Source organism: Methylomonas rapida, from assembly GCF_024360925.2.
GTDB classification, from domain to species: domain Bacteria; phylum Pseudomonadota; class Gammaproteobacteria; order Methylococcales; family Methylomonadaceae; genus Methylomonas; species Methylomonas rapida.
Map to the genome: position 1 here is coordinate 3,944,485 of NZ_CP113517.1, position 19,569 is coordinate 3,964,053.

The 19,569-nt window shown below is 51.9% G+C and carries 14 protein-coding genes; 9 read left to right on the forward strand and 5 right to left on the reverse strand.

Features of this window, described 5'->3' with window-relative positions:
* The first annotated feature begins 1 nt into the window (after nucleotide 1).
* The 7 genes from mprF (at nucleotide 2) to NM686_RS18645 (ending at nucleotide 9,398) form a co-directional block, all read left to right on the forward strand.
* On the forward strand, nucleotides 2–2,620 hold the full coding sequence (mprF, locus tag NM686_RS18615) for a bifunctional lysylphosphatidylglycerol flippase/synthetase MprF (protein WP_255189323.1): 2,619 nt from the start codon (nucleotides 2–4) through the stop codon (nucleotides 2,618–2,620).
* A 16-nt stretch (nucleotides 2,621–2,636) separates the two neighbouring features.
* Complete coding sequence (locus NM686_RS18620) at nucleotides 2,637–3,110, forward strand: hypothetical protein (protein WP_255189324.1); 474 nt, start codon at nucleotides 2,637–2,639, stop codon at nucleotides 3,108–3,110.
* An 8-nt stretch (nucleotides 3,111–3,118) separates the two neighbouring features.
* A complete protein-coding gene (locus NM686_RS18625; protein ID WP_255189325.1) occupies nucleotides 3,119–3,475 on the forward strand; it encodes an immunoglobulin domain-containing family protein in 357 nt (118 codons plus the stop codon).
* Between the two features lie 302 nt (nucleotides 3,476–3,777).
* On the forward strand, nucleotides 3,778–5,028 hold the full coding sequence (locus NM686_RS18630; protein ID WP_255187011.1) for an ISL3 family transposase: 1,251 nt from the start codon (nucleotides 3,778–3,780) through the stop codon (nucleotides 5,026–5,028).
* Between the two features lie 116 nt (nucleotides 5,029–5,144).
* Nucleotides 5,145–6,530: a sensor histidine kinase gene (locus tag NM686_RS18635; protein ID WP_255189326.1), complete on the forward strand. Its 1,386-nt coding sequence runs from the start codon at nucleotides 5,145–5,147 to the stop codon at nucleotides 6,528–6,530.
* Between the two features lie 22 nt (nucleotides 6,531–6,552).
* On the forward strand, nucleotides 6,553–7,941 hold the full coding sequence (locus NM686_RS18640) for a sigma-54-dependent transcriptional regulator (RefSeq protein ID WP_255189327.1): 1,389 nt from the start codon (nucleotides 6,553–6,555) through the stop codon (nucleotides 7,939–7,941).
* 140 nt (nucleotides 7,942–8,081) lie between these two features.
* Complete coding sequence (locus NM686_RS18645; protein ID WP_269021890.1) at nucleotides 8,082–9,398, forward strand: lipopolysaccharide biosynthesis protein; 1,317 nt, start codon at nucleotides 8,082–8,084, stop codon at nucleotides 9,396–9,398.
* Here NM686_RS18645 and NM686_RS18650 read toward each other — a convergent pair.
* The 3 genes from NM686_RS18650 to NM686_RS18660 all read right to left on the reverse strand — a co-directional run bounded on the left by NM686_RS18650 (nucleotide 9,370) and on the right by NM686_RS18660 (nucleotide 13,749).
* Entirely contained in the window at nucleotides 9,370–10,893 is a 1,524-nt protein-coding gene (locus NM686_RS18650) for a choice-of-anchor I domain-containing protein (RefSeq protein ID WP_407942364.1), read from the reverse strand. The two genes, NM686_RS18645 and NM686_RS18650, sit on opposite strands and share 29 nt — an antisense overlap.
* A gap of 103 nt (nucleotides 10,894–10,996) precedes the next feature.
* Nucleotides 10,997–12,511, reverse strand: coding sequence for an OprO/OprP family phosphate-selective porin (locus tag NM686_RS18655; protein ID WP_255189330.1), 1,515 nt, complete (start codon nucleotides 12,509–12,511; stop codon nucleotides 10,997–10,999).
* Nucleotides 12,512–12,903: 392 nt separating this feature from the next.
* Nucleotides 12,904–13,749, reverse strand: coding sequence for an HDOD domain-containing protein (locus tag NM686_RS18660; RefSeq protein ID WP_255189331.1), 846 nt, complete (start codon nucleotides 13,747–13,749; stop codon nucleotides 12,904–12,906).
* Nucleotides 13,750–13,935: 186 nt separating this feature from the next.
* Here NM686_RS18660 and NM686_RS18665 point away from each other — a divergent pair, with 186 nt between their 5' ends.
* Together NM686_RS18665 and NM686_RS18670 are read left to right on the forward strand one after the other, a co-directional pair.
* Nucleotides 13,936–15,798: a GGDEF/EAL domain-containing response regulator gene (locus NM686_RS18665; RefSeq protein WP_255189332.1), complete on the forward strand. Its 1,863-nt coding sequence runs from the start codon at nucleotides 13,936–13,938 to the stop codon at nucleotides 15,796–15,798.
* 162 nt (nucleotides 15,799–15,960) lie between these two features.
* Complete coding sequence (locus tag NM686_RS18670) at nucleotides 15,961–16,425, forward strand: hypothetical protein (RefSeq protein WP_255189333.1); 465 nt, start codon at nucleotides 15,961–15,963, stop codon at nucleotides 16,423–16,425.
* 153 nt (nucleotides 16,426–16,578) lie between these two features.
* On the opposite strand, the gene NM686_RS18675 is transcribed toward NM686_RS18670, so the two are convergent.
* Nucleotides 16,579–17,925 (reverse strand): sigma-54-dependent transcriptional regulator, encoded by a 1,347-nt coding sequence (locus tag NM686_RS18675; RefSeq protein ID WP_269021892.1) that lies wholly within the window; start codon nucleotides 17,923–17,925, stop codon nucleotides 16,579–16,581.
* Complete coding sequence (locus tag NM686_RS18680) at nucleotides 17,922–19,547, reverse strand: sensor histidine kinase (protein ID WP_255189335.1); 1,626 nt, start codon at nucleotides 19,545–19,547, stop codon at nucleotides 17,922–17,924. Before NM686_RS18680 ends, NM686_RS18675 begins: the two co-directional genes overlap by 4 nt.
* Between the last annotated feature and the right edge of the window lie 22 nt (nucleotides 19,548–19,569).

The following is a 19,569-nucleotide window of genomic DNA, read 5'->3' on the forward strand; positions in this document are numbered from 1 at the left end:
CTTGATCCGTCGTACAGGATTCTGCCACGCGCTGCGAAAGATCAGCTATTTTCTGCCCTTGGCGCTATTTGCCTGCGCCTTGGTCATCGTGCACAACGAACTGAAAATACATGGTCTCGATGAGATCATGGCCAACCTGCAAGCCACACCCCGGCTGCAAGTCTTGGCCGCGCTGGCGTTGACCGTGTTGAATTATCTGGTGTTGGCCGCCTACGACTGGCTGGCACTGCGTTTTACCGGCCATGCCGACATTCCATTACCGAAAATGATCGCCGCCGCCCTGCTCAGTTATGCCATCAGCAATAACACGGGACACGCCTGGGCTGCCGGCGGTTCGGTGCGCTACCGCTTTTATTCCAAGTGGGGTGTGCCAGGCTGGGATATTCTGAAAATTTCGCTGTTTCAAGCCATCACCTACTTGTTGGGTGCCTTGACATTGGGCTTGATCGGCAGTTTGCTGCTACCGCTGTTTTTACCGCCTTCAAACTCGCAGCCGGCCATCATCCACTGGATTACGGCGATTTGCGCGCTATCGCTCGCCGGCTATTGGCTTGCGGTATTACTCTGGCGTCGACCAATACGCCTGCAAGGCTTCGAACTGTGCCTACCCTCGGCAACCATGACCAGCTGGCAAACGCTGGTTGCCTGTGTCGATGTGGTGTTGTCGTCCTGGGTGTTATGGGTTCTCTTGGTCGGCAAACTTGAACTGGGTTTTGCCGGCTTTCTGGTGGTTTTCGTCGTGGCGCAAGTGATTGGCGTAATCAGCCAAGTTCCCGGCGGTATTGGGGTATTTGAGAGCGGTTTCCTCTGGCTGCTGTCCGACAGCATCGACCAGGATGAACATTTGTTCGTGGTTGGCGCGTTATTACTGTACCGAGCCATCTATTATTTCGTGCCGCTGATGCTCGCCGGCCTGGGATTGATTGGCAATGAACTCTACGCCCGGCGGCCAATGCTAACCGCCGCGGCCGACAATCTCGGCCGCCTGTTGACCGCCGTACTGCCGCAACTCTATTCCGTTTTGCTGTTGCTGGCCGGCGGCATTTTGCTGTTGTCCGGCTCCATCCCGACCAATCCGGACGTGATGGATTGGCTGCGCGACATCGTCCCACTGCCGGTGATGGAACTCTCGCACTTGACCGGCAGCTTGGCCGGCTTGTTACTGATATTTCTGGCCCGCGGCATCCGGCTGAAAATCGACACCGCCTGGCATGGCAGCGTGATACTCTTGAGCATCGGCATCCTGGCATCGCTGCTGAAAGGCTTCGATTGGCACGAAGCCTTGGTCTTGACCCTGATCTTGCTGCTTTTCATACCCTGTCGGGGCCATTTCAGCCGCCCGTCATCGTTATGGCACATGCCGTTCTCCCGCTACTGGCTGGCGATGATTGCACTGATCCTGGCGACCACGGTCTGGCTGGGCTTTTTCGCCCATCGCGACACAGCCTATGCTCATGAACTCTGGTGGCAATTTTCCACCGAAGGCAGTGCGCCCCGTTTTTTGCGTGCCACCTTGCTGCTGGCCGTGATCACCAGCTGCTACATCTTGTTCCGCCTGTTTGGCGTGGCGCAGCCTTTCACTTTGCGCAAACCTGATGCCGATGAGCTGGATGAAGCTCAACGCCTGATTGCCCAAGGCTCCGACTGCCAAGGCTTCTTAGCCCTCTTGGGGGATAAATATTTATTTTGGAGCGCAAAGCGCAGCGCCTTCCTAATGTTTACCACGATCTCTCAATACTGGATCGCCATGGGCGATCCGATCGGCGAACCACGCGAATTCGAAGAATTGCTGTGGCAATTTCGGGAACAGGCCGACCATTACGGCGTCGCAACGGTGTTTTATCAGGTTAACGAGAAACTGTTGCCGGTTTATCTGGATCTTGGCCTGTCGCTGTTCAAGCTGGGCGAAGAAGCCAAAGTGGATTTATGGGAATTTTCCTTGAAAGGCAAACAACGCGAATCCCAACGCGGTGCCCTGAACAAGTTCACCAAGTTGAATTACCGCTTCGAGATTCTGCCCGGCCCGGACGTGCCAGCGATTTTACCGAGATTGCAGCGTATTTCCGACGACTGGCTATCCGGCAAGCGTACGCAAGAAAAAGGCTTTTCGTTGGGTTTTTTCGATCCAACCTATTTATGCCGCACCCCGATAGCTGTCGTCAAAGACGATAAGGGCCAAATCCGGGCGTTCGCCAACCTCTGGCAAACCGACAACCGCGAGGAAATTTCCATCGACTTGATGCGTTATGATCAAGACAGCCCGAAAGGTATCATGGATTATCTGTTTACCGAACTGATGCTATGGGCGCAAAGCCAGCAGTATCGTTGGTTTTCGCTGGGCATGGCGCCGCTTGCGGGCCTGGAGCGGCGGCCTTTGGCGCCACTTTGGCACAAAATCGGCAACGTAATATTTGATTTGGCCGGCGAGTTTTACCATTTCGAAGGCCTTTACGCGTATAAAGCCAAGTTTGCGCCGAGTTGGCGGCCTCGCTTTCTGGCGGCACCAGCAGGCCTGTCGGTACCGCTGATTTTGCTGTCGATTGCCCGTAAGATTGCCGGTGGCTGGATCGGCATTTTTGGCAATCGATCGCATGGCTCATCTCACTCAATTGATACTTGAACTCTTGGAGGACATCATGTCTTGCAGCAAACTCTTGATTTATCTGTTCGCTCTCTGCTTACTAAGCCACGGCGCCTTGGCCGCCACCCTCAGCGAAGTACCGTTCGACAGCTTGCCCGACGCCGTCAAAACCACCGCGTTGAACATCATCGATAAACCCAACATCAGCAAGGTGTCCAAGATCGACGACAACGGCTTGGTTAGATTTGAAATTGAAGCCGACAAAACCGAAAACAATCGGCCGGTGGTCAGCTGGGATGTGGTGATTGCGGTGAATGGCAAGATCATGAAACTGGCCAAGGAAGTGCCATTTTTCGAGTTGTCTTACCCGCAAATGCAAGCCATGGAACAACGCTATCCGGGCATAAAGGTCATCGAAGCGGAATCCGTCGATCTGCATTTTTTGGACGTGATCGGCACGGTCGATGGTCAGGACATCAAGTTACGGCTGTATGAAGATGGCCTGATCGAAGAACAATCCAGTCGCTGAGAAGTGCCATGACGACGCGTATTCCTCGACATACCAGCTGGAAAATCATCGCGCTAGGGTGCCTGCTGGCCGCATTGCTGTATGGCTTTCACCCGGAAGTCGGTCAGTTCACTTTGTTGATCAATGGCCAACCGATTACCAATCCCGTGTTTCGACTGGCCGCCGGACCTGCCTTGTTCGTGACGCTTTTGTTCGTCGCCGGCCTCAGCGCACTGGCATTGCTGGGCATGGGCATGATGATTTTTTTGGGATTTGTCGGTTTGGTCTTCCTGGCCCTGATATTCATCGCGCCCTATTTTGGGCCGGTATTATTATTGTTCTGTTTGATCATTGCGATCTTGTCCGCAGGCGGCACCAAGGAATGAACATGAAATGACCTATGCAAGTATTCGGTGTAGGTGCGGATTTATCTGCGCAGTGCGAATGAATTCGCACCTACCAATGCCGAGCTTATTTCTCACACATTCCTAAATGATCATCCAAATGACAAACAAGTTGTTCACAGAAACGATGACAAAACATCCATTTCCAGTCTTCATCTATCTTAAACCCTAAAAAGTTCTGGCTCTTCCGTATTTTGCGGAGAAACCACTACATGTAGTGCTATAGTCTTTGCCTGCCACAGTGAGTTTTGCTAAGGTCGACAATTTAACGCTGGAGTATCGTGATGACACAGTCGCTACTTCAAATACCGCTGGATATACCTGATGTTTGTATCGAAAAAGTTGAAACCACCGCCAAAGGCGAGTTCATCATCACGGTCAGTAGTACGTTAACCAGTGCAACCTGCCATCAATGCGGCCAGAGGATCGATAAGTTTTATGGCTATGGCAGAGAAATCACCTTGCGTCATTTGTCGATTTTCGATCGGCCGGTTTGGATCAAGCTAACCCCCAAGCGCTATCGATGCCCTGACTGCCCCAAAGGTCCGACGACCACGCAACAATGTGGCTGGTATAACTGGAAAAGCCCCCATACCAAAGCGTATGAGCAGTGGATATTGCGTGAATTGATCAACAGCAGCGTGACCGACATGGACGTGAAGCACGGCATCAGCGCCGAAGCGGCGGAAGGGATTATCAATCGGCACGTGGCCCAACAAGTTGATTGGTCTGCCATCCAAGGCATTCGCTTGCTGGGACTGGATGAAATCGCTTTGAAAAAAGGGCATCAAGATTTTGTGGTCATCGTGTCGGCTATCGATACCGAGGACCATAAGCGGATTCTGGCGGTGCTGCCCGACCGCAAAAAAGAAACGGTTAAAGCCTTTTTGCAGAATATTCCCGAGGCACAGCAACACGCGTTACAACGCGTCTGCGTGGACATGTATGAAGGGTATCGCAACGCCGTCTATGAGACATTGCCCGGCGTCGAGGTGGTGGTTGATCGCTTCCATGTCGCCAAGCATTATCGAGACGGCGCCGACCAGGTCCGCAAGGCGGAAATGAAAAAACTCAAGAATACCCTGTCTGCCGAGGATTATGCCAAGCTGAAAGGCGCGATGTGGGCTTTTCGGAAGCGCTGGATGGAACTCTCTGCCGATCAGCAAACCGTTTTGCTTTTTCTATTCCAGCAAGCCCCCATTTTGCGAGAAGTCTATATCCAACGGGAGCTTTTGACGGGTATTTTTGAGCGCCGACTCAATAAGGCTGAGGCCGAAAAAGCCTTGGATCGCTGGATGGAGCATATCAAAGTCTTGAAGTTGAAGGGCTTTGATGCGTTTGTCAAAACCTATCAAAACTGGCGAAATGAAATCACCAACTATTTCATTCGCCGGGAAACCAGTGGCTTTGTTGAAGGGCTTAACAACAAAATCAAAAGCATCAAACGACGCTGCTTTGGCATTTACAATACCGTCCGCCTGTTTCAGCATATCTGGCTTGATATCGAAGGGAGACGGTTGTTCGGTTATGCATAACCCTATATGTCGGGGCTACTCCGCGAAATACGGAAGAGCCAAAGTTCTTGCCACTCCCCCCTCATTAGCCCATGCGCCAACTCCTACTCCGCCCGATTATTTTCGTCACTATCGTCATGAGTATTTTGGTTCTCGGCGAACTGCTGGCGATTGGCCGCCTAACCTGGCTGAATCACCAGCGTATCAACGTCATCGAAAATGACATTGGCGAAGGCCACCGCCTGGAAGAAACCATCTTCGAAATGTTGCAGTTACAGTCGAAACTGGCCATCCATAAAAACGATCCCTCGGTGGGCCCCGAACAAATCAATGACATCCAGAATCGCTTGCTGGATTTATTGCAAAGTCAGCAAAGCTCGAATTATATGGTCCCGATTGACTTGAATCATTTGCAGGACCTATTCGACAAGGCCATCAATGGTGACCAGCAGGCGCTGATAGAAACCCTGACCTCGATTCATCAGGTATTGGACCAACAAACCGCCGAGGAAGAAAAACTGCTGATCAACGTCGAAAACGACAGCCGGCTTGAATTGCAATTGGCCATCATCCTGCCTATCCTGCTGTTTTGGATAGGACATTATTTTTTTCGCAACAATGTATTGGAGCCCCTGGACGCGCTGCGCGACCTGCTGTCGGGGCTGGCGGAAGGGGTCAAGCAACCCATCAACCGGAAAACCTCGGACCCAGTGTTACGCGATTTATTCGACCGCTACAACCAACTGGTCGATCATTTGATCGAGCTGGAGCAGGCCTACCTCACCTATACCACCCGCCTGGAAAGCCAGGTTCGGGAAACCAGTCATGCCCTGTTGGAGCAAAGCCAGCGGCTGGCCAAGGCCGAACGGCTGGCGGCATTGACCGAAATGGCCGCCAGTACCGCCCACGAATTGCGCAACCCCTTGGCGGTGATTCAAGTGGCGCTGGAAAACATGCAGGCCGAATCCAACGACCCGGATTTTCGTGAGCGCGTCGGCTTGCTGCACCGGGAAGTGCATCGTTTGACCAAACACTTGAACGACTTGCTGAGTTCCGCCCGCAACAGCAGCGAATCCGCCCAGGCCATCAACATCACGCAAGCCACCCAGGAATTGATCCGCTTGCTGAGTTATCAGACCAAAGGCAACGTCGAGATCGACATCCAAAGCCAAGCCGACATCATGGCGACCCTGCCGGAAACCGAATTTAGACAAGTCCTGCTCAATTTATTACAAAACGCGGTGCAGGCGATCGGCGATCAACCCGGTACGATAAGCATCCAAATCGGACAGGATCGACAAAACCTGGTCATCACGGTGACCGACAGCGGCGGCGGTTTTAGCCCGGATTTGTTACAACAAGGCATACGCCCCTTCGTCAGTTTGAAAGAAAAAGGCAGCGGCCTGGGTCTAGTGATGGTACAACGTTTTGCCCGCGAACAAAGCGGCACGCTGAAACTGGAAAACGACGACGCCGGCCATGCCCGCGTCACCCTGACCCTGCCCATGACGCCTGCCCGATAAATCCACCCGTTACCTCCTTATGATGACTAACACCTTACTGATCATAGAAGACGAAGCCCTGCTGGCCGCCGAATTGGCGCGCTTTTTCAGAAAAGCCGACTGGGAAGTCAGCATCGTCAATTCCCTGCAAGAAGCGGAAAGTTTTCTGCGCGAACAGGATTTGGACCCTTTGGTGGTGCTGTCGGACATGAATCTACCCGACGGCAACGCGCTGGATTTGCTGGAAAAGCTGAAACCGGAAATCGAAAGCAGCGAATGGGTGTTTTTGACCGGTTACGGCAGCGTGGCCGATTCGGTGCGCGCCGTCAGGCTGGGCGCTTATGACTTCATCGAAAAGCCCTGTTCGGTGGACCGATTGAATCTGCTGGTGGAAGGCGCCGCGCGTAGTGCCCGCGCCCAACGCCGCGTTCAGTTGCAAACCGCGGTGCAAAACAGCCAGTACAGCATTGACAACTTATTGGGCGACAGCCAGGCCATGGTATCGTTGCGCACCATGCTGCGGCAGGTCGCCAAAGTGCCGTTCTCCAGCCTGATCATCAGCGGCGAAACCGGCTCCGGCAAAGGCATGGTCGCCCGCACCCTGCATTATTCCGGCGTGCGCTCGCAGGCACCCTTGGTCGAAATCAACTGCGCCGCCTTGCCGCGCGAGTTGCTGGAAGCGGAATTGTTCGGTTACGAAGCCGGCTCCTTTACCGGCGCCAAGAAGCGCCATCGCGGGCTGTTCGAACAAGCCCATACCGGCACGCTGTTTCTGGATGAAATCGGCGAAATGGATTTGGATTTGCAAAGCAAGCTATTGAAAGCCGTGGAAGACTTGCGCATCCGCCGCCTCGGCGGAGAAGCCGAAATCAGTGTCGATGTGCAAATCATCGCCGCCAGCAATTTAGACTTGCAGGAAAAAGTCGCCGCCGGCCTGTTCCGGCAGGATTTGTATCATCGCCTGAACGTGATCAACATTCGGGTGCCGGCCCTGCGTGAGCGCAAGCGGGACCTGGAACAACTGGTGCCGCAATTCATCGCCGACTGCAACCGCAAATCCGCCAAGTCGGTCAGCCAGATTTCCGAGCAAGCCTGGCAATTGATCAAGGCCTACAATTGGCCGGGCAATATCCGTGAATTGCGCAATGTGCTGGAACGCTGCGTGTTATTGGCCAGCGACAAAAATCTGCCGGTGGAATGGCTGCAATTGCAAAATGTCCAAGGCACGACGACCGCGCCCAGCACCACGCAAGAAGGCGTGTTCATTCCGCTGGACGGCAGCTTGAGCCTGCACGAAATGGAAAAATTCATCATTCAGGAAGCCTTGAACCGCTGCGACGCCAACGTCACCGCCGCCGCCCGCATGCTCGGCACCACCCGGGAAACCTTGCGCTACCGGGTGCAGAAATATCATTTGAAGGCCAGGTTTTGATGTTATGCGTGACCGAGGATGACAGGGGCATCAAAGCTCAATTGTAACAATTCGGTCATACGTTCAAGGTTAGAATAGTGCTGTAATCACGGTAGTTCGCGGACTGCCGATGCCAATCCTACTGTTCTCAACCCAAACCATTGAATCCCAACTTTTCCGTCCATCCCAATAATTTCAATTCGTTGATGCTGTTTGGCCTGAGCCTGGGCAATTATGCCCTGATGTACTGGGCCAATATCTTCCTGGCCAGGCATCTTGAAATCGGCGAATTCGATGATTTCAGCGTTGCCGTGTCCACCGTCACGTTGCTGTCCACCTTGGCGACACTGGGGCTGGAAAAATACGCCCTTCGCGGCATTTCCCTGTTCATCGAGCGGGAAAACTGGCCGCGCCTGCGCGGTTTTTTGAGGTTTTCGCTACGCGCCATCCTCCTATTCAGTTTAATGCTGATCGGTTTCATAAGTTTCGGTCTGAAAGGTTTTTTGGCTTGGCAACAGGCTGATTTTCATATTGCGATCGCCCTGTATACGGGCTTCCTCCCCGTCATCGCCACTTGCCTGTTTCTGATCGAGGTCGTCACGGTTTATGGTCAGCAAATCCTGGCACTGGCCTTGTATCGATTTTTTTTACCCGCGTTATTTTTGTTGCTGCTGATGCTACTAAAAGATATGCGGATTGAACTTACGGCAGCCTCGGCGGTGGTTTGTTTTGGCAGTGCGTGGTGCGTTACGCTATTGTTGATGTGGATTACCACGCAAGCGGCCCGCCCGAGCGATTTGCGCCATACGCCGGGGGAGAATTATCGGCGCAAATTTTGGCTGAGAAAGTCGCTACCGTTACTACTCAGCAGTTTAATGATGAGCATATTGACCAGCGCGGGCACCATTATTTTGCAGATATTGCACCCTTCACAAGCCACCGTGGCGATTTACGCGATTGCCATGCAGACCAGCGCGTTGATTTCGTTGATCGGCACCTCCACCAATCGTTATTACCTGCCTATGCTGGTCGTGCTGCTAGAGCGACGCGACCAGCGCGCAATCAAGCACTTGCTCCGCAAGCGCCTCCAATTGATCGTGGGGTTTGTCGCCGTGTTTCTGACAGTGATCGGTATTTGGGGCCACGAAATACTAGATTTGTTCGGCCCGACTTTCTCGCAAGGGTATTGGGCCTTGATGATTAGCGCAGGCGGCACGGTGTTCATGACGCTGTTTTCGGATGCTCTTTATTACCTGCAGTTCATGGGACGCAATGTCACAGTGATAGTCCTGATGTCTTTATTTGCTGCCTGCATGGTCGCTTTGAGCCTGCATCTTGGCGCCACGCATGAAGCCACCGGTGTTGCCATCGCATACGCCGCACCGACAGCATTACTTTTTTGCAGCCTGAAACTACTGGCTAATCGACACATGCACTACTATTTGTCCGCTAATGCTCCAAATGCACCTCGCCTTTGACCACTTTGAAACAGGCTACCGTGCCGTTCATTTCGTTGGCGGACAGCACATAATGCTCGCCGTTACGCTCGAAATGAGCCACGCCTTCGGGCGCCCGGCTCTCTTCGCCGGGGATTTTACCTAGCGCCACCACTTGCGGCTGTTTCGGATTAGCCAGCGACACCAATACCAACGCATCGGCCCGCTCCATCCCGACCACGGCCCATGGCTGTCCTTCCATTTCGAACACTGTCACGCCTTCGGGTTCGGCGCCTTTTTTGTTGCTGCGCCTATCTGGATACACGCCTTTGGCAAAAGTGATTTCATCCAGTTGATTGCCGGTGTCGGCGACAAAAGCCCCAGTTTTGGCATCGAATACGCTTAAGGTCCTGCCACCACTTTGCAGGGTTTGGGCTTCATCGGCGGCCTCGGTATCGCCTTCATCCGCAGTAACAAAATAACGTCCATCCGGCGTCAATGCAATGCCATCCGGTTCACGCAAGGCCATCACCGACTGATTGAATTCCACCCAGCCGTTGGCTTTCCTATCGGCACCATGTTCGGCAATACCCATGTTGAAATAACCCAGCACTCTAGCATTTTCCACATCCACTTCCGCCACTTCATTGGTTTCCTGCAGCGTGACATAAGCGCGTTTAGCATCCGTTGAAATTGCGATATATTCCGGTTCCAACAAGGCTTTTGAATTGGCGGAAACCGGTATCAGAATTTTGGCTTCGCCCTTGTTTTCGTTGGCATAAACATCAACGCCTTCGAAACGGCCGATTTTGATCTTTTTGTTTTCGATGACGCCGTTGCCGTCGAAATCGGTTTTTTTACTGATTTTGCCGTCACCGTCCCAATCGATTTCCCGCTCGAGAAAATGACCTTTTTCCGCCACGATAAATCCTTCACGATGCGAAACATCGGCCATCTCGATATTGGCGTTGGCTTTGATGTGACCGTCTTGATCCAAACAAATTACCGAAATACTGCCTTCAGCGGAAAAAAACTCCCGGTTGGCCTGATCGAAGAAAAAATCCTCGCCTTCGTTGGCGATCAGCAACACGGAGCCGTCTTTGGAAAATACCGCCGCATCCGGGCCGTAACCGACTTCGGCTCCATCAAGCAACTTTCCGTCCGCCGCGGACCGAATTTCTAACCGGCCAGACTTCAGTCCGGCATCGATCACCGCCACGAACACATTCAAACTCGGATGAAAGGCCACCGAAGTCAGTTCTTCGCCCTTCTTCAACCCCAAGTCGAAGCGGCTGATGCGGGTCATTTTTTCCGGGCGGTTCAAATCTAGAACATCCACCTCACCCGTCTTGTAATTGTTTACCACGGCTCTCAGCGTGGCTTGCTGCACACTGACAATTTCAGTCCCTGCCTCCCGACCAGAAAAGTACATGCATTCAGGCTTTAATTGCCAAGGCAACGCATCACTATTCAAGCCGGGATTACTGGCACAGGCTGTCAGCCAAAAAGTCGAAAGCAGTAGAAGATTTTTTTTCAAATTCATCGTCGTTAGAAAGTAATCAATCAACGTAGCATCTTAACGTAAAAAAGCCGCACCGGAAGGCTCCGGCACGGCTTCAATTGAACTGAAAATCAGCTGATTAAAATGCGACCTGCCCCCGCATCATGAAGGTGTCCAACGCATCGGGATCACCCCCGCCTACAGTAGTAACCGCCGGATTCGAGAAGTTGAAGTTACGGTTATAGTCCGCCATGAAACGTACGTTCTCGTTGATGTACCAGTTTAATGCCACGGTCAATTGCGACATTTGTCCGCCTCTAAACTCGCGATCGTTCAGATTGACTTCCGACCAACGGGTGGCCAATTCCCACGCGCCCCAGTGACCATTTTTCAAACTGAATTTGTTTTTGGGTTTCAAATAACCGAAGTTACCTTCCTTGTAAGAACGTGACTCGCCGGTAATACTCCACGCCGCTTCCGCATACCAACCGTCGAAACTCAAGTCTTCGGAACCATCCTTGCGTTCGATCCAAGTGTGAGTGTATTCACCGCCAGCCGAGAATGGTCCATACATGCCGGCACCTTCCAGGCCGAGCATTTTGAAATTATCCACATCCTTGATGTCGTGGCTGTCCAACACTGTCAGGTTGCTTTGATTATTCGTGGTGCGGTAACGATAACGTAGCGCCTTGGATTCAGCGACATCCCCTGTATCATCCGGGGTACGGTAGTTACCGGCGACACCCAAGTGGATCAATTTATCCTTTTCCAGAATCGGGTTATAAGTCAAACGAGATGAAACAGCCCAGCCTTCATCGCCCGCGTAGTCGTTCTCAGGCTCAGTACCGGTTCTGGAAGGTTTGATGGAATCGCCATAGATACCCAGTTTCGCAACCCAGGCATCATTGCTGCTTATCAAACCCTTGCCTTTGGTCTGGTAGTTCAAACCAATCGCCCGGTCGACGGTATCGGTGTTCAAGACGTCCATCAACGAACGCTCCATGAACATCAAATCGTTAGAACTTTCCTGCAACTCACGGCTGAAGTTTTGTTTTTGCTGACCGACGGTAATGGTGCCCCAGTTCCAGCCTCTGTACTCGATGAAAATATCCTTCATAGCCACTGAATCGTCGGCGAAATCGGCTTCGGTCCGATAAAACCAATCCTTATCGAACACACCATCGAAACGCATCCGGGCTCGGCGGATATAAGTACCATCGTTAGCTTCGGACGGGTTGCCCTTGGAGTCAAGAAACTTATCATCGTTACTATAAGTCGCATCGGCATGAACACGACCGCCAAGCTTAAATGAGTATTTGCCATCGGCCGATTGCGCTTGCAAACCGCCCTTGTCGACTTTGACTTTATATTCCTCGGCGACCTTCATGTGCTCATCCAAAGCTTTCAGTTCGTTGTCCTTCAACGCCAAGTCTTGTTTGATTTGTTCGACTTCAGCTTTTAAAGCAGCGTCAGAAGTTTGGGCAGCCGCATCGCCCACTTTTTGAAATTCGCCCAACAACACCCGGCCCGGACCTGGCTCGGCGTAGATTTGTTGGGTTTTGGTATCGACATATAAATCCAGCGCCATTGCTTCTGTCGCAAGCCCCGCGCCCATCACCGAAAGCATAGCCAAACTGAGTTTGGTTAATTTCATTTTCAAAGTCTCCCAAAGGTTTTTGTAGTTGAATCGACATGCAGCGGCTGCGGCGCGCAACACAAACCCTGTGCGATGACGTAAATTCTTGGGGGGAAATTAGCGCCACAACCGTGCAATTGCGGCGGATTCTAGGGAGGGAATATGACAGTTTTATGACAGCCGCCAATTAAACGACATCGCGTTGCTCAATCGCTACAGCTGTGAAACGGGTTTATGAACATGAGCGTTCAAATGACATGACCCTATTTAGTGGCCCGGCTTCAGCCAGGATTTCACTGAAATCCTGCCTTGAAAACACATTTTTCAGCTTGAACCGGCATTGCTGATCGGCTAAAGGGTGCGGTGCGCTCGGGCTACCGGATACCGCCATCGACGGCCTGATTGAAGTCTTACTTGGAAGGGTAAAACAGACTAAAGATCACCTCGAATTCATCGTGGGTCTTATCGAGGATTTGGCTGATTTGTTCCGGCGACAATGGCAAGGCATGGGCAAATTCCCTGGAATGAACCGAGTCGATTTTACCGAAAAGATTGGCGGTACGAACGATGTCGGCGATATGCGCATGAGGGCTGTTGTTGCCGGGGTGATCATGCAACAGAATTGATTCGACCACGACGTCCGGCAGTTTCCATAGCCGGCACAACGCCGCGCCCAATTGGAAATGATCGAAACCTATCACCTGTTGCTCTATTGCAACTTCGTCGACGTCATCGGACGCTTGAGACTGGATCAATAAATCCACTTCGCGCGCCAGCACCGGAATGCGCCGATACAAGACCAACTGGCCGATATTGTGCAGCAATCCGCATAAAAAAGCCGTATCGGCAAATTTCTTGCCTGACAGGGCATCTAGCTCCCGCGCAATCAGCGCACAGCGCAAATTCCTGGCCCAGAAATCATGGATCGAAAACAGCTGCCCCGGCAAATCCGAAAATCGCTCGATCACGATCGCCGCCAAAGCCAGGTTTTGCAATTCCCGGGTGCCGATTAGCGTGATTGCGGTAGCGATAGAGTTGATCTTACCGGGAAAACCGTAAAACGCGCTGTTGACAATCTTCAACAACCGCGCCGCCAAGGCCGCGTCACTTTCAATCACGATGGCCGCATCCCTCACCGTTTTGGCCGGATCATCGATAACCTTGTTCAAAGCCCAATAAATCGTCGGCGGTGAAGCCAGTTGAATATCGCCTCGTAACAAATCGGTAACGTTTAAAGTGGGAGCGGAAATTATCATCGCATATTACAAAATTTAAAATTACGCCTATACTGGACCAAGCGTTGGTAGAGAGAAGAGATTGTGCGCAAACTAAGACTAACTGTTTTCACCAGAATTACAAGTCTCACGTAATCATTTGATTAAATTGAAATTTTAAATTCATATCACTTTGTTTCTTTATAACTCAAATTACGCAGCCGGTACATGATTGTTTGTAACTCCCTCAAAGAAAAAATCATTATTGTTGCCGAGCATGACAAGGTTTCAGCCCAACAGATCGCTGCGACACTCAAGGACAATGGCTTTTCCGATATTCGCCACGCCAACAGTGGCGAAGCCATCTATGAAATACTGAGGCCCCTGCATGATCAACCGGAAAAAATCGGCTTGATCGTGTTGAACGAAAATCTGCCAAACTGCCAATTGACCGAAATGAGCCGCAGCCTTTCCTGCGCCCCGGATGGTTCGGTCATTCCGTTTGTGATCGTGCAAGAGGCCGTTCAAAGCCCAAAAGTTCAATCGATTGATTTTCAAGCCGATAATCAGTTGGTTTACTCGATTACGTCGCCCATCGAGCCTCAGGTATTGCTGCTGGCGATAAAATTCTTGATGCGCCTGAAACAGGAACGTTTTTTACGCCATCAACAAGAAGAACAACTGATCAATGAGTTGGCCTCCAAAAGCGTCATCGAAGCCAAACTGAAATTTCTGGTCGCGCACGACGAACTCACCGGATTATTCAATCGCAACAGCTTCGAGCGTCAGCTGCGGCTGATCATGAATCTGAGCAACAAGCTCAAGAAAGAAGGCGCTTTGTTATTCATCGATATCGATCGCTTTAGTTTGATCAACGAGCTGGAAGGGTTTGATGTAGGCGACCGTTTGCTGGTGGAGCTGACGATTCTGATTCGAAAACTGGTGCCGCCCAGCAGTCTTTTTGCCCGCATCGGCGCCGATGAATTTTGTCTGTTTCTGGAGAACAAGAGCAAAAAACAGGCGCAGATCATTGCCGAAACCATCCGCGCGGCAATCGAAAACTTCAGATTCTTTACTGGCGAAAGCTGCCATAGCGCGAGTGTCTCGATTGGCATCACCGCTCTGGACAATTCGTCGCCCGCGCAACACCCCAGCGAAATGATCCTGCATGGCCGCCAAGCGTGTAATCTCGCCAAAATCAACGGCCGGCAAAAAATCAAACTGTATAACCAGGAAGACATTTCCATCAAGGAGCGCCGCCGCGATATTTACTGGATCCCCATCATACGCAAGGCGGTGCGCGATAACGATCTTTTCCTGGTGTTTCAACCGGTAGTACAGCTGAATAACGGCGACGTCTCGCATTATGAAGTCTTGGTGCGCATGCGCGGCGAAAACGATCAGATCATCACGCCGGATCAATTCATCCCCGTGGCGGAACGCATGGGCTTGATTCACGCGATTGATTTATGGGTGGTGGAAAATGCCATCGATTTTCTGGCGGCCCTGCCTTCCTATTTGTCGCGCATTTCACTGGCCATTAATTTGTCGGGTTCCGCCTTTCAATATCCGGATTTACTGCAAGTGATTCGGGACAAACTGGAATTGACCTGGGTCGATGCAGGCCGTTTGACCTTCGAAATCACCGAAACCGCCGCGGTGGACAACTTCGAGCGCACGCGGGACATGATCATTAAAATCCGCGAACTTGGCTGTAAATTTGCGCTGGACGATTTCGGTGCCGGTTTTTGTTCGTTCAATTACCTGAAAACCTTTCCGGTCGATTATGTAAAAATCGACGGTCAATTCGTCAGAAACCTGGATCACAATGAAACCGATCAGATTCTGGTGAAATCGATGGTCGAAATCGCTGGCAAACTCGGCAAAAAAACCATCGCCGAATTTGTCGAAACACCTGCTATTGCGTTGAAATTAAAAGAAATTGGTGTCAACTTGGGCCAGGGTTACGCATTTGGCAAGCCGGAGCGTAGTTTACTCGATGGCCAACAAGTGTCTTTGGCCATATTGCTTAATTCCGATAAAAGTTTACAGCCTGGAACCGAATTTCATGGCAATGGCACCATAAAATGAGCGTTGGATTGTTTCGTCATCGACGAAACCTTGGGGGAGGGCTTTGCGCCAGGCTTTTCGGTTTACCGCTTTAGCCTGCTCTGGTATATTCGGTCTCGGTGCCGTCTATTGGCATTTAGAGTTCTATCAACTTAAAAATTAAAATAATCAAGGGGAAAGGTTATGGCAGAACTACTCTTTATAGCGACGACCATTTTTGTTGCCTATGTTTTGTTTGTGGTTGTCGGTGGCGATAAGAAAGACAAAGCGAAAGCCGCCGAGCCAGTCGCCAAACCGGTTACGACAACAGCCAGCGCCGCCCCCGTCACCAAAGAAATCAAACAAGAAGCCGCGGAACCCGCCAAACCCGTTTCAAAGCCCTCTGCAGCGAAAGCCAAAGCGGCTCCGGCGGCCAAGAAAACAGCGCCGGCCACCCCGGTCCGGGCAGATAGCCTAAAGAATCCTAAAACGGGTGAGGTGGCAAAAATGCCCAACAATTATGCTTTCGCCAAACGTTGGATCAAGGAAGCCTTGGTCGAGGAAGGCTTGCTGGACAAAATCTACAAAAACAACGAACTGGATGCGGCCACCACCAGCAAAATCCATGACGCTCTGCAGCAATTGAAAGCGCTGGAAAAATACCAATAAACGTCTATCCCCCCTGATTTCCACATTAGGCAATAGCTAAAGCGATTGCACTCCTGGAGTGAAAAGCTTTGGCTTTTTCCTGCCAAATCCAATAGTCGCAAAAAACTCGGCTTTCTGCCGCCCCCAGCCTGCAGCAGGCCTATCGTGACCGGCTTACTCCAATCCCAGTTTTTTCAAGCGATAGCACAACGAACGTATCGTCATGCCCAATTGCTGCGCGGCGGCGACTTTGTCGCCGCTGTTGTCTTTTAAAACCGCGACCAACGCCTTTTTTTCGACATTCGCCAGGTAAGTTTCCAGCGAAATGGCTTGGGCTCGCACACCATCGGGTTCTGCCGCGGGCTGTCCTTCCGCGGCAGGCAAACTCAAATCCTCGACTTCAATACATCTGCCTTCGTGCAGGGCCAGCGCGCGTTCCAGGATGTTTTCCAATTCGCGTACATTGCCCGGAAAAGCATACCGCATCAAAGCCTTCAACGCCGATTCGGTTAACTCCGGAACAGGCAAGCCGTTGGCTTTGGCCAGACGCGCCAGCAAATGCGTGGCAATCTGCGGGATGTCGCTGGCCCGCGCGCGCAATGGCGGCAAATGCAGTTCAATCACATTGATGCGGTAATACAAGTCCTGTCTGAAGGAGCCCTCTTGCACCATCTTCGCCAATTCCTTGTGCGTGGCGCTCAGTAAACGCACGTCAACCGGCACTTCGAGCTGCTCGCCAACGGGGCGAATCTTCTTTTCCTGTATTGCTCGCAGCAATTTAACCTGCAGGCTTAACGGCAAATCGGCCACCTCGTCCAGAAACAAGGTCCCGCCATCGGCCGCCTGGAAAAAACCTTGCTTGTCGGCAATCGCACCGCTAAAGCTGCCTTTTTTGTGCCCGAAAAATTCGCTCTCCATCAATTCATGCGGGATGGCACCGCAGTTGATCGCGACGAAAGGCTTGTCGCTGCGTGGGCTTTGCTGATGAATCAGCTTGGCGACCAATTCCTTGCCGGAACCCGATTCGCCGCTGATATAGATGGGAGCCTGGTTGCGCGCCACTTTTTGGATTTTCGACCGAATCTCGCGCATCACAGCCGACTCACCCAGCAAGATGTCGCGGGTTCGGCGATCCTTTCCCGTAGCCTGGAATTGCGAGGTTTGCAGGGCATTGTTGACCAACTGCCGCAACGCCGCCAAATCGACGGGCTTGGTCAAAAAATCGAACGCGCCTTTCTTCATGGCTTTTATCGCCACGTCGATACTGCCATGCGCCGTGATGACCGCGACCGGCAACGATAGCCCGCGCTCTTGAATATAGTCGATCAATTCCAGACCGTCCCCATCCGGCAGGCGCATATCGGTCAGACACAAATCAAAACGCTGTTTGGCCAGCAGTTGCCGGGCCGCGCCTAGATTCTCGGCGCAACAGGTCTGGATATTCATGCGCCCCAGCGTAATCTCCAACAGTTCAAGGATATCGGGTTCATCATCAACCACCAGTGTGAGGGGCATATTCATAATTCGATTACGACGTTATCGGCGTTGGCCATTGCCAGAGTAAAACAAGACTTATCAAGGTATTTAGCATAACTCAATTCGGCCTGATTCAGCTCCGCCAACTCTCTGGAAATATACAGACCCAGTCCCGTGCCTTGATGCGAGGTGGTAAAAAAGGGCTCGAACAATCGCAACCGGCCTTCCTGGTCTATCCCTTCGCCGTTGTCGATGACCCGAACACAAGGTTGATCGCCGATGCGATCGACTTCGAGCACGATAGGGCCAAGCTCCGGCTTGCCGTATTTGACGGCGTTGGCGCACAGATTATCCAGAATTTGCTTCAGATGACCGGGATCGATCAAGACGTTGAGCCCATGCTGCTTGAGCATCAGCACGAATCCATCATTCTGTTCCGCATAGTGCAGATTTTGCTCCTGCACGAAAGCCGGCAACCATTGCTCCAGGGCAATGCGTTGTTTTTGCGAGGCATTGCGCCGGGACAGCTGCAAAATACTTTCGATGATATTGTTGACGCGCCGACAATGGGTTTGAATGATCTCGGTCAACCTGAGTTCCTGCGGTTTCAGCTCCGGTGTCTCCGACAATAGCTGGCTGGCATGACTGATCGCGCTGAGCGGGTTACGGATTTCATGCGCAATGCTGGCCGTCAACCTGCCCAGGGACGCCAGCTTGCTTTGCTGCAGGCGTTGATTGTAAAGCCCGATATCCTCGAACAACAGCATATGTAACCTTTCGCCATCGACCAGCAAGCGGGAAAACCGAACCTGAACCTCGCCGCGATTCGGCAATTGTATGATGGCGTAGTCCTGCTCCGAATTATCCAGCCAGATCAAAAAAGCCTGCTGCAACATGGGCGACACATCCGTTAAACAACGCGGCGGCTCATCGAGCGCCAGCAAACGTAGGGCCGACTGATTGTTGAGTACATTTGACTGGCGCTCATCAATGATCATGATGCCGGATTGCAAATGCTGAATGATGTATCGGTTCAGTTCTTCCAGGCGGACGATGGTTTGCTCTTGACGCCGGGCCAGACTGGCCGACTGCTCGACGCGCTGAGCCAGAATCACCGAAATCAACGCAATCGCAAAAAACGAAATGCCCAACAAGCCGGAATAATTGAAGGAAGCGACATCGAAGGCGTGCGTCTGCATCGCATACAACTCTTCCGCCAGCACGGCCAAGCTGGCCAATGCCGCAAACACCAAGGCACAACGCCCGCCGATCAACAAACCGGCGGCGGCAATGGAAATGGCAAGCAGACTGCCAACCCCGCTACCGACCCCGCCGCTGGCATGCATCAATAACGTGATGAATACAATGTCGGTAAAAATGAAGAGCTGTGCTAGATTCGTATAACTCAACAGACGCCGAAAAATGAACGGCACACTCAGCACTGAAATCGCCAGATATGTCAGACTGGTGAACTGATACAATTGCATATCGTGCCTGCCCAACGAAGATGGCCCGAAGCGCAAAAAAAACAGAATCACAAACGAACTGGCGCTGATGAAACGATAGATGAAAAAAATCTTTAGCAGTAGCCAGGCTTGGCGAGTGGGAATGCCATAATCCTTGGAAAAGGGACATGGGTATATGGTGTCGCTTTGATTGATGGACATCGGGCACTTTTTCGAAAGTTGA

Excerpts from the sequence above, each read along its gene's own strand:
- NM686_RS18635 (WP_255189326.1), top strand. The coding sequence starts at position 5,145 with ATGAGTATTTTGGTTCTCGGCGAACTGCTGGCGATTGGCCGCCTAACC.
- NM686_RS18670 (WP_255189333.1), top strand. The coding sequence starts at position 15,961 with ATGGCAGAACTACTCTTTATAGCGACGACCATTTTTGTTGCCTATGTT.
- NM686_RS18660 (WP_255189331.1), bottom strand. The coding sequence starts at position 13,749 with ATGATAATTTCCGCTCCCACTTTAAACGTTACCGATTTGTTACGAGGC.
- NM686_RS18620 (WP_255189324.1), top strand. The coding sequence starts at position 2,637 with ATGTCTTGCAGCAAACTCTTGATTTATCTGTTCGCTCTCTGCTTACTA.
- NM686_RS18680 (WP_255189335.1), bottom strand. The coding sequence starts at position 19,547 with ATGTCCATCAATCAAAGCGACACCATATACCCATGTCCCTTTTCCAAG.
- NM686_RS18655 (WP_255189330.1), bottom strand. The coding sequence starts at position 12,511 with ATGAAATTAACCAAACTCAGTTTGGCTATGCTTTCGGTGATGGGCGCG.
- NM686_RS18640 (WP_255189327.1), top strand. The coding sequence starts at position 6,553 with ATGACTAACACCTTACTGATCATAGAAGACGAAGCCCTGCTGGCCGCC.
- NM686_RS18675 (WP_269021892.1), bottom strand. The coding sequence starts at position 17,925 with ATGAATATGCCCCTCACACTGGTGGTTGATGATGAACCCGATATCCTT.
- NM686_RS18625 (WP_255189325.1), top strand. The coding sequence starts at position 3,119 with ATGACGACGCGTATTCCTCGACATACCAGCTGGAAAATCATCGCGCTA.
- NM686_RS18630 (WP_255187011.1), top strand. The coding sequence starts at position 3,778 with ATGACACAGTCGCTACTTCAAATACCGCTGGATATACCTGATGTTTGT.
- NM686_RS18665 (WP_255189332.1), top strand. The coding sequence starts at position 13,936 with ATGATTGTTTGTAACTCCCTCAAAGAAAAAATCATTATTGTTGCCGAG.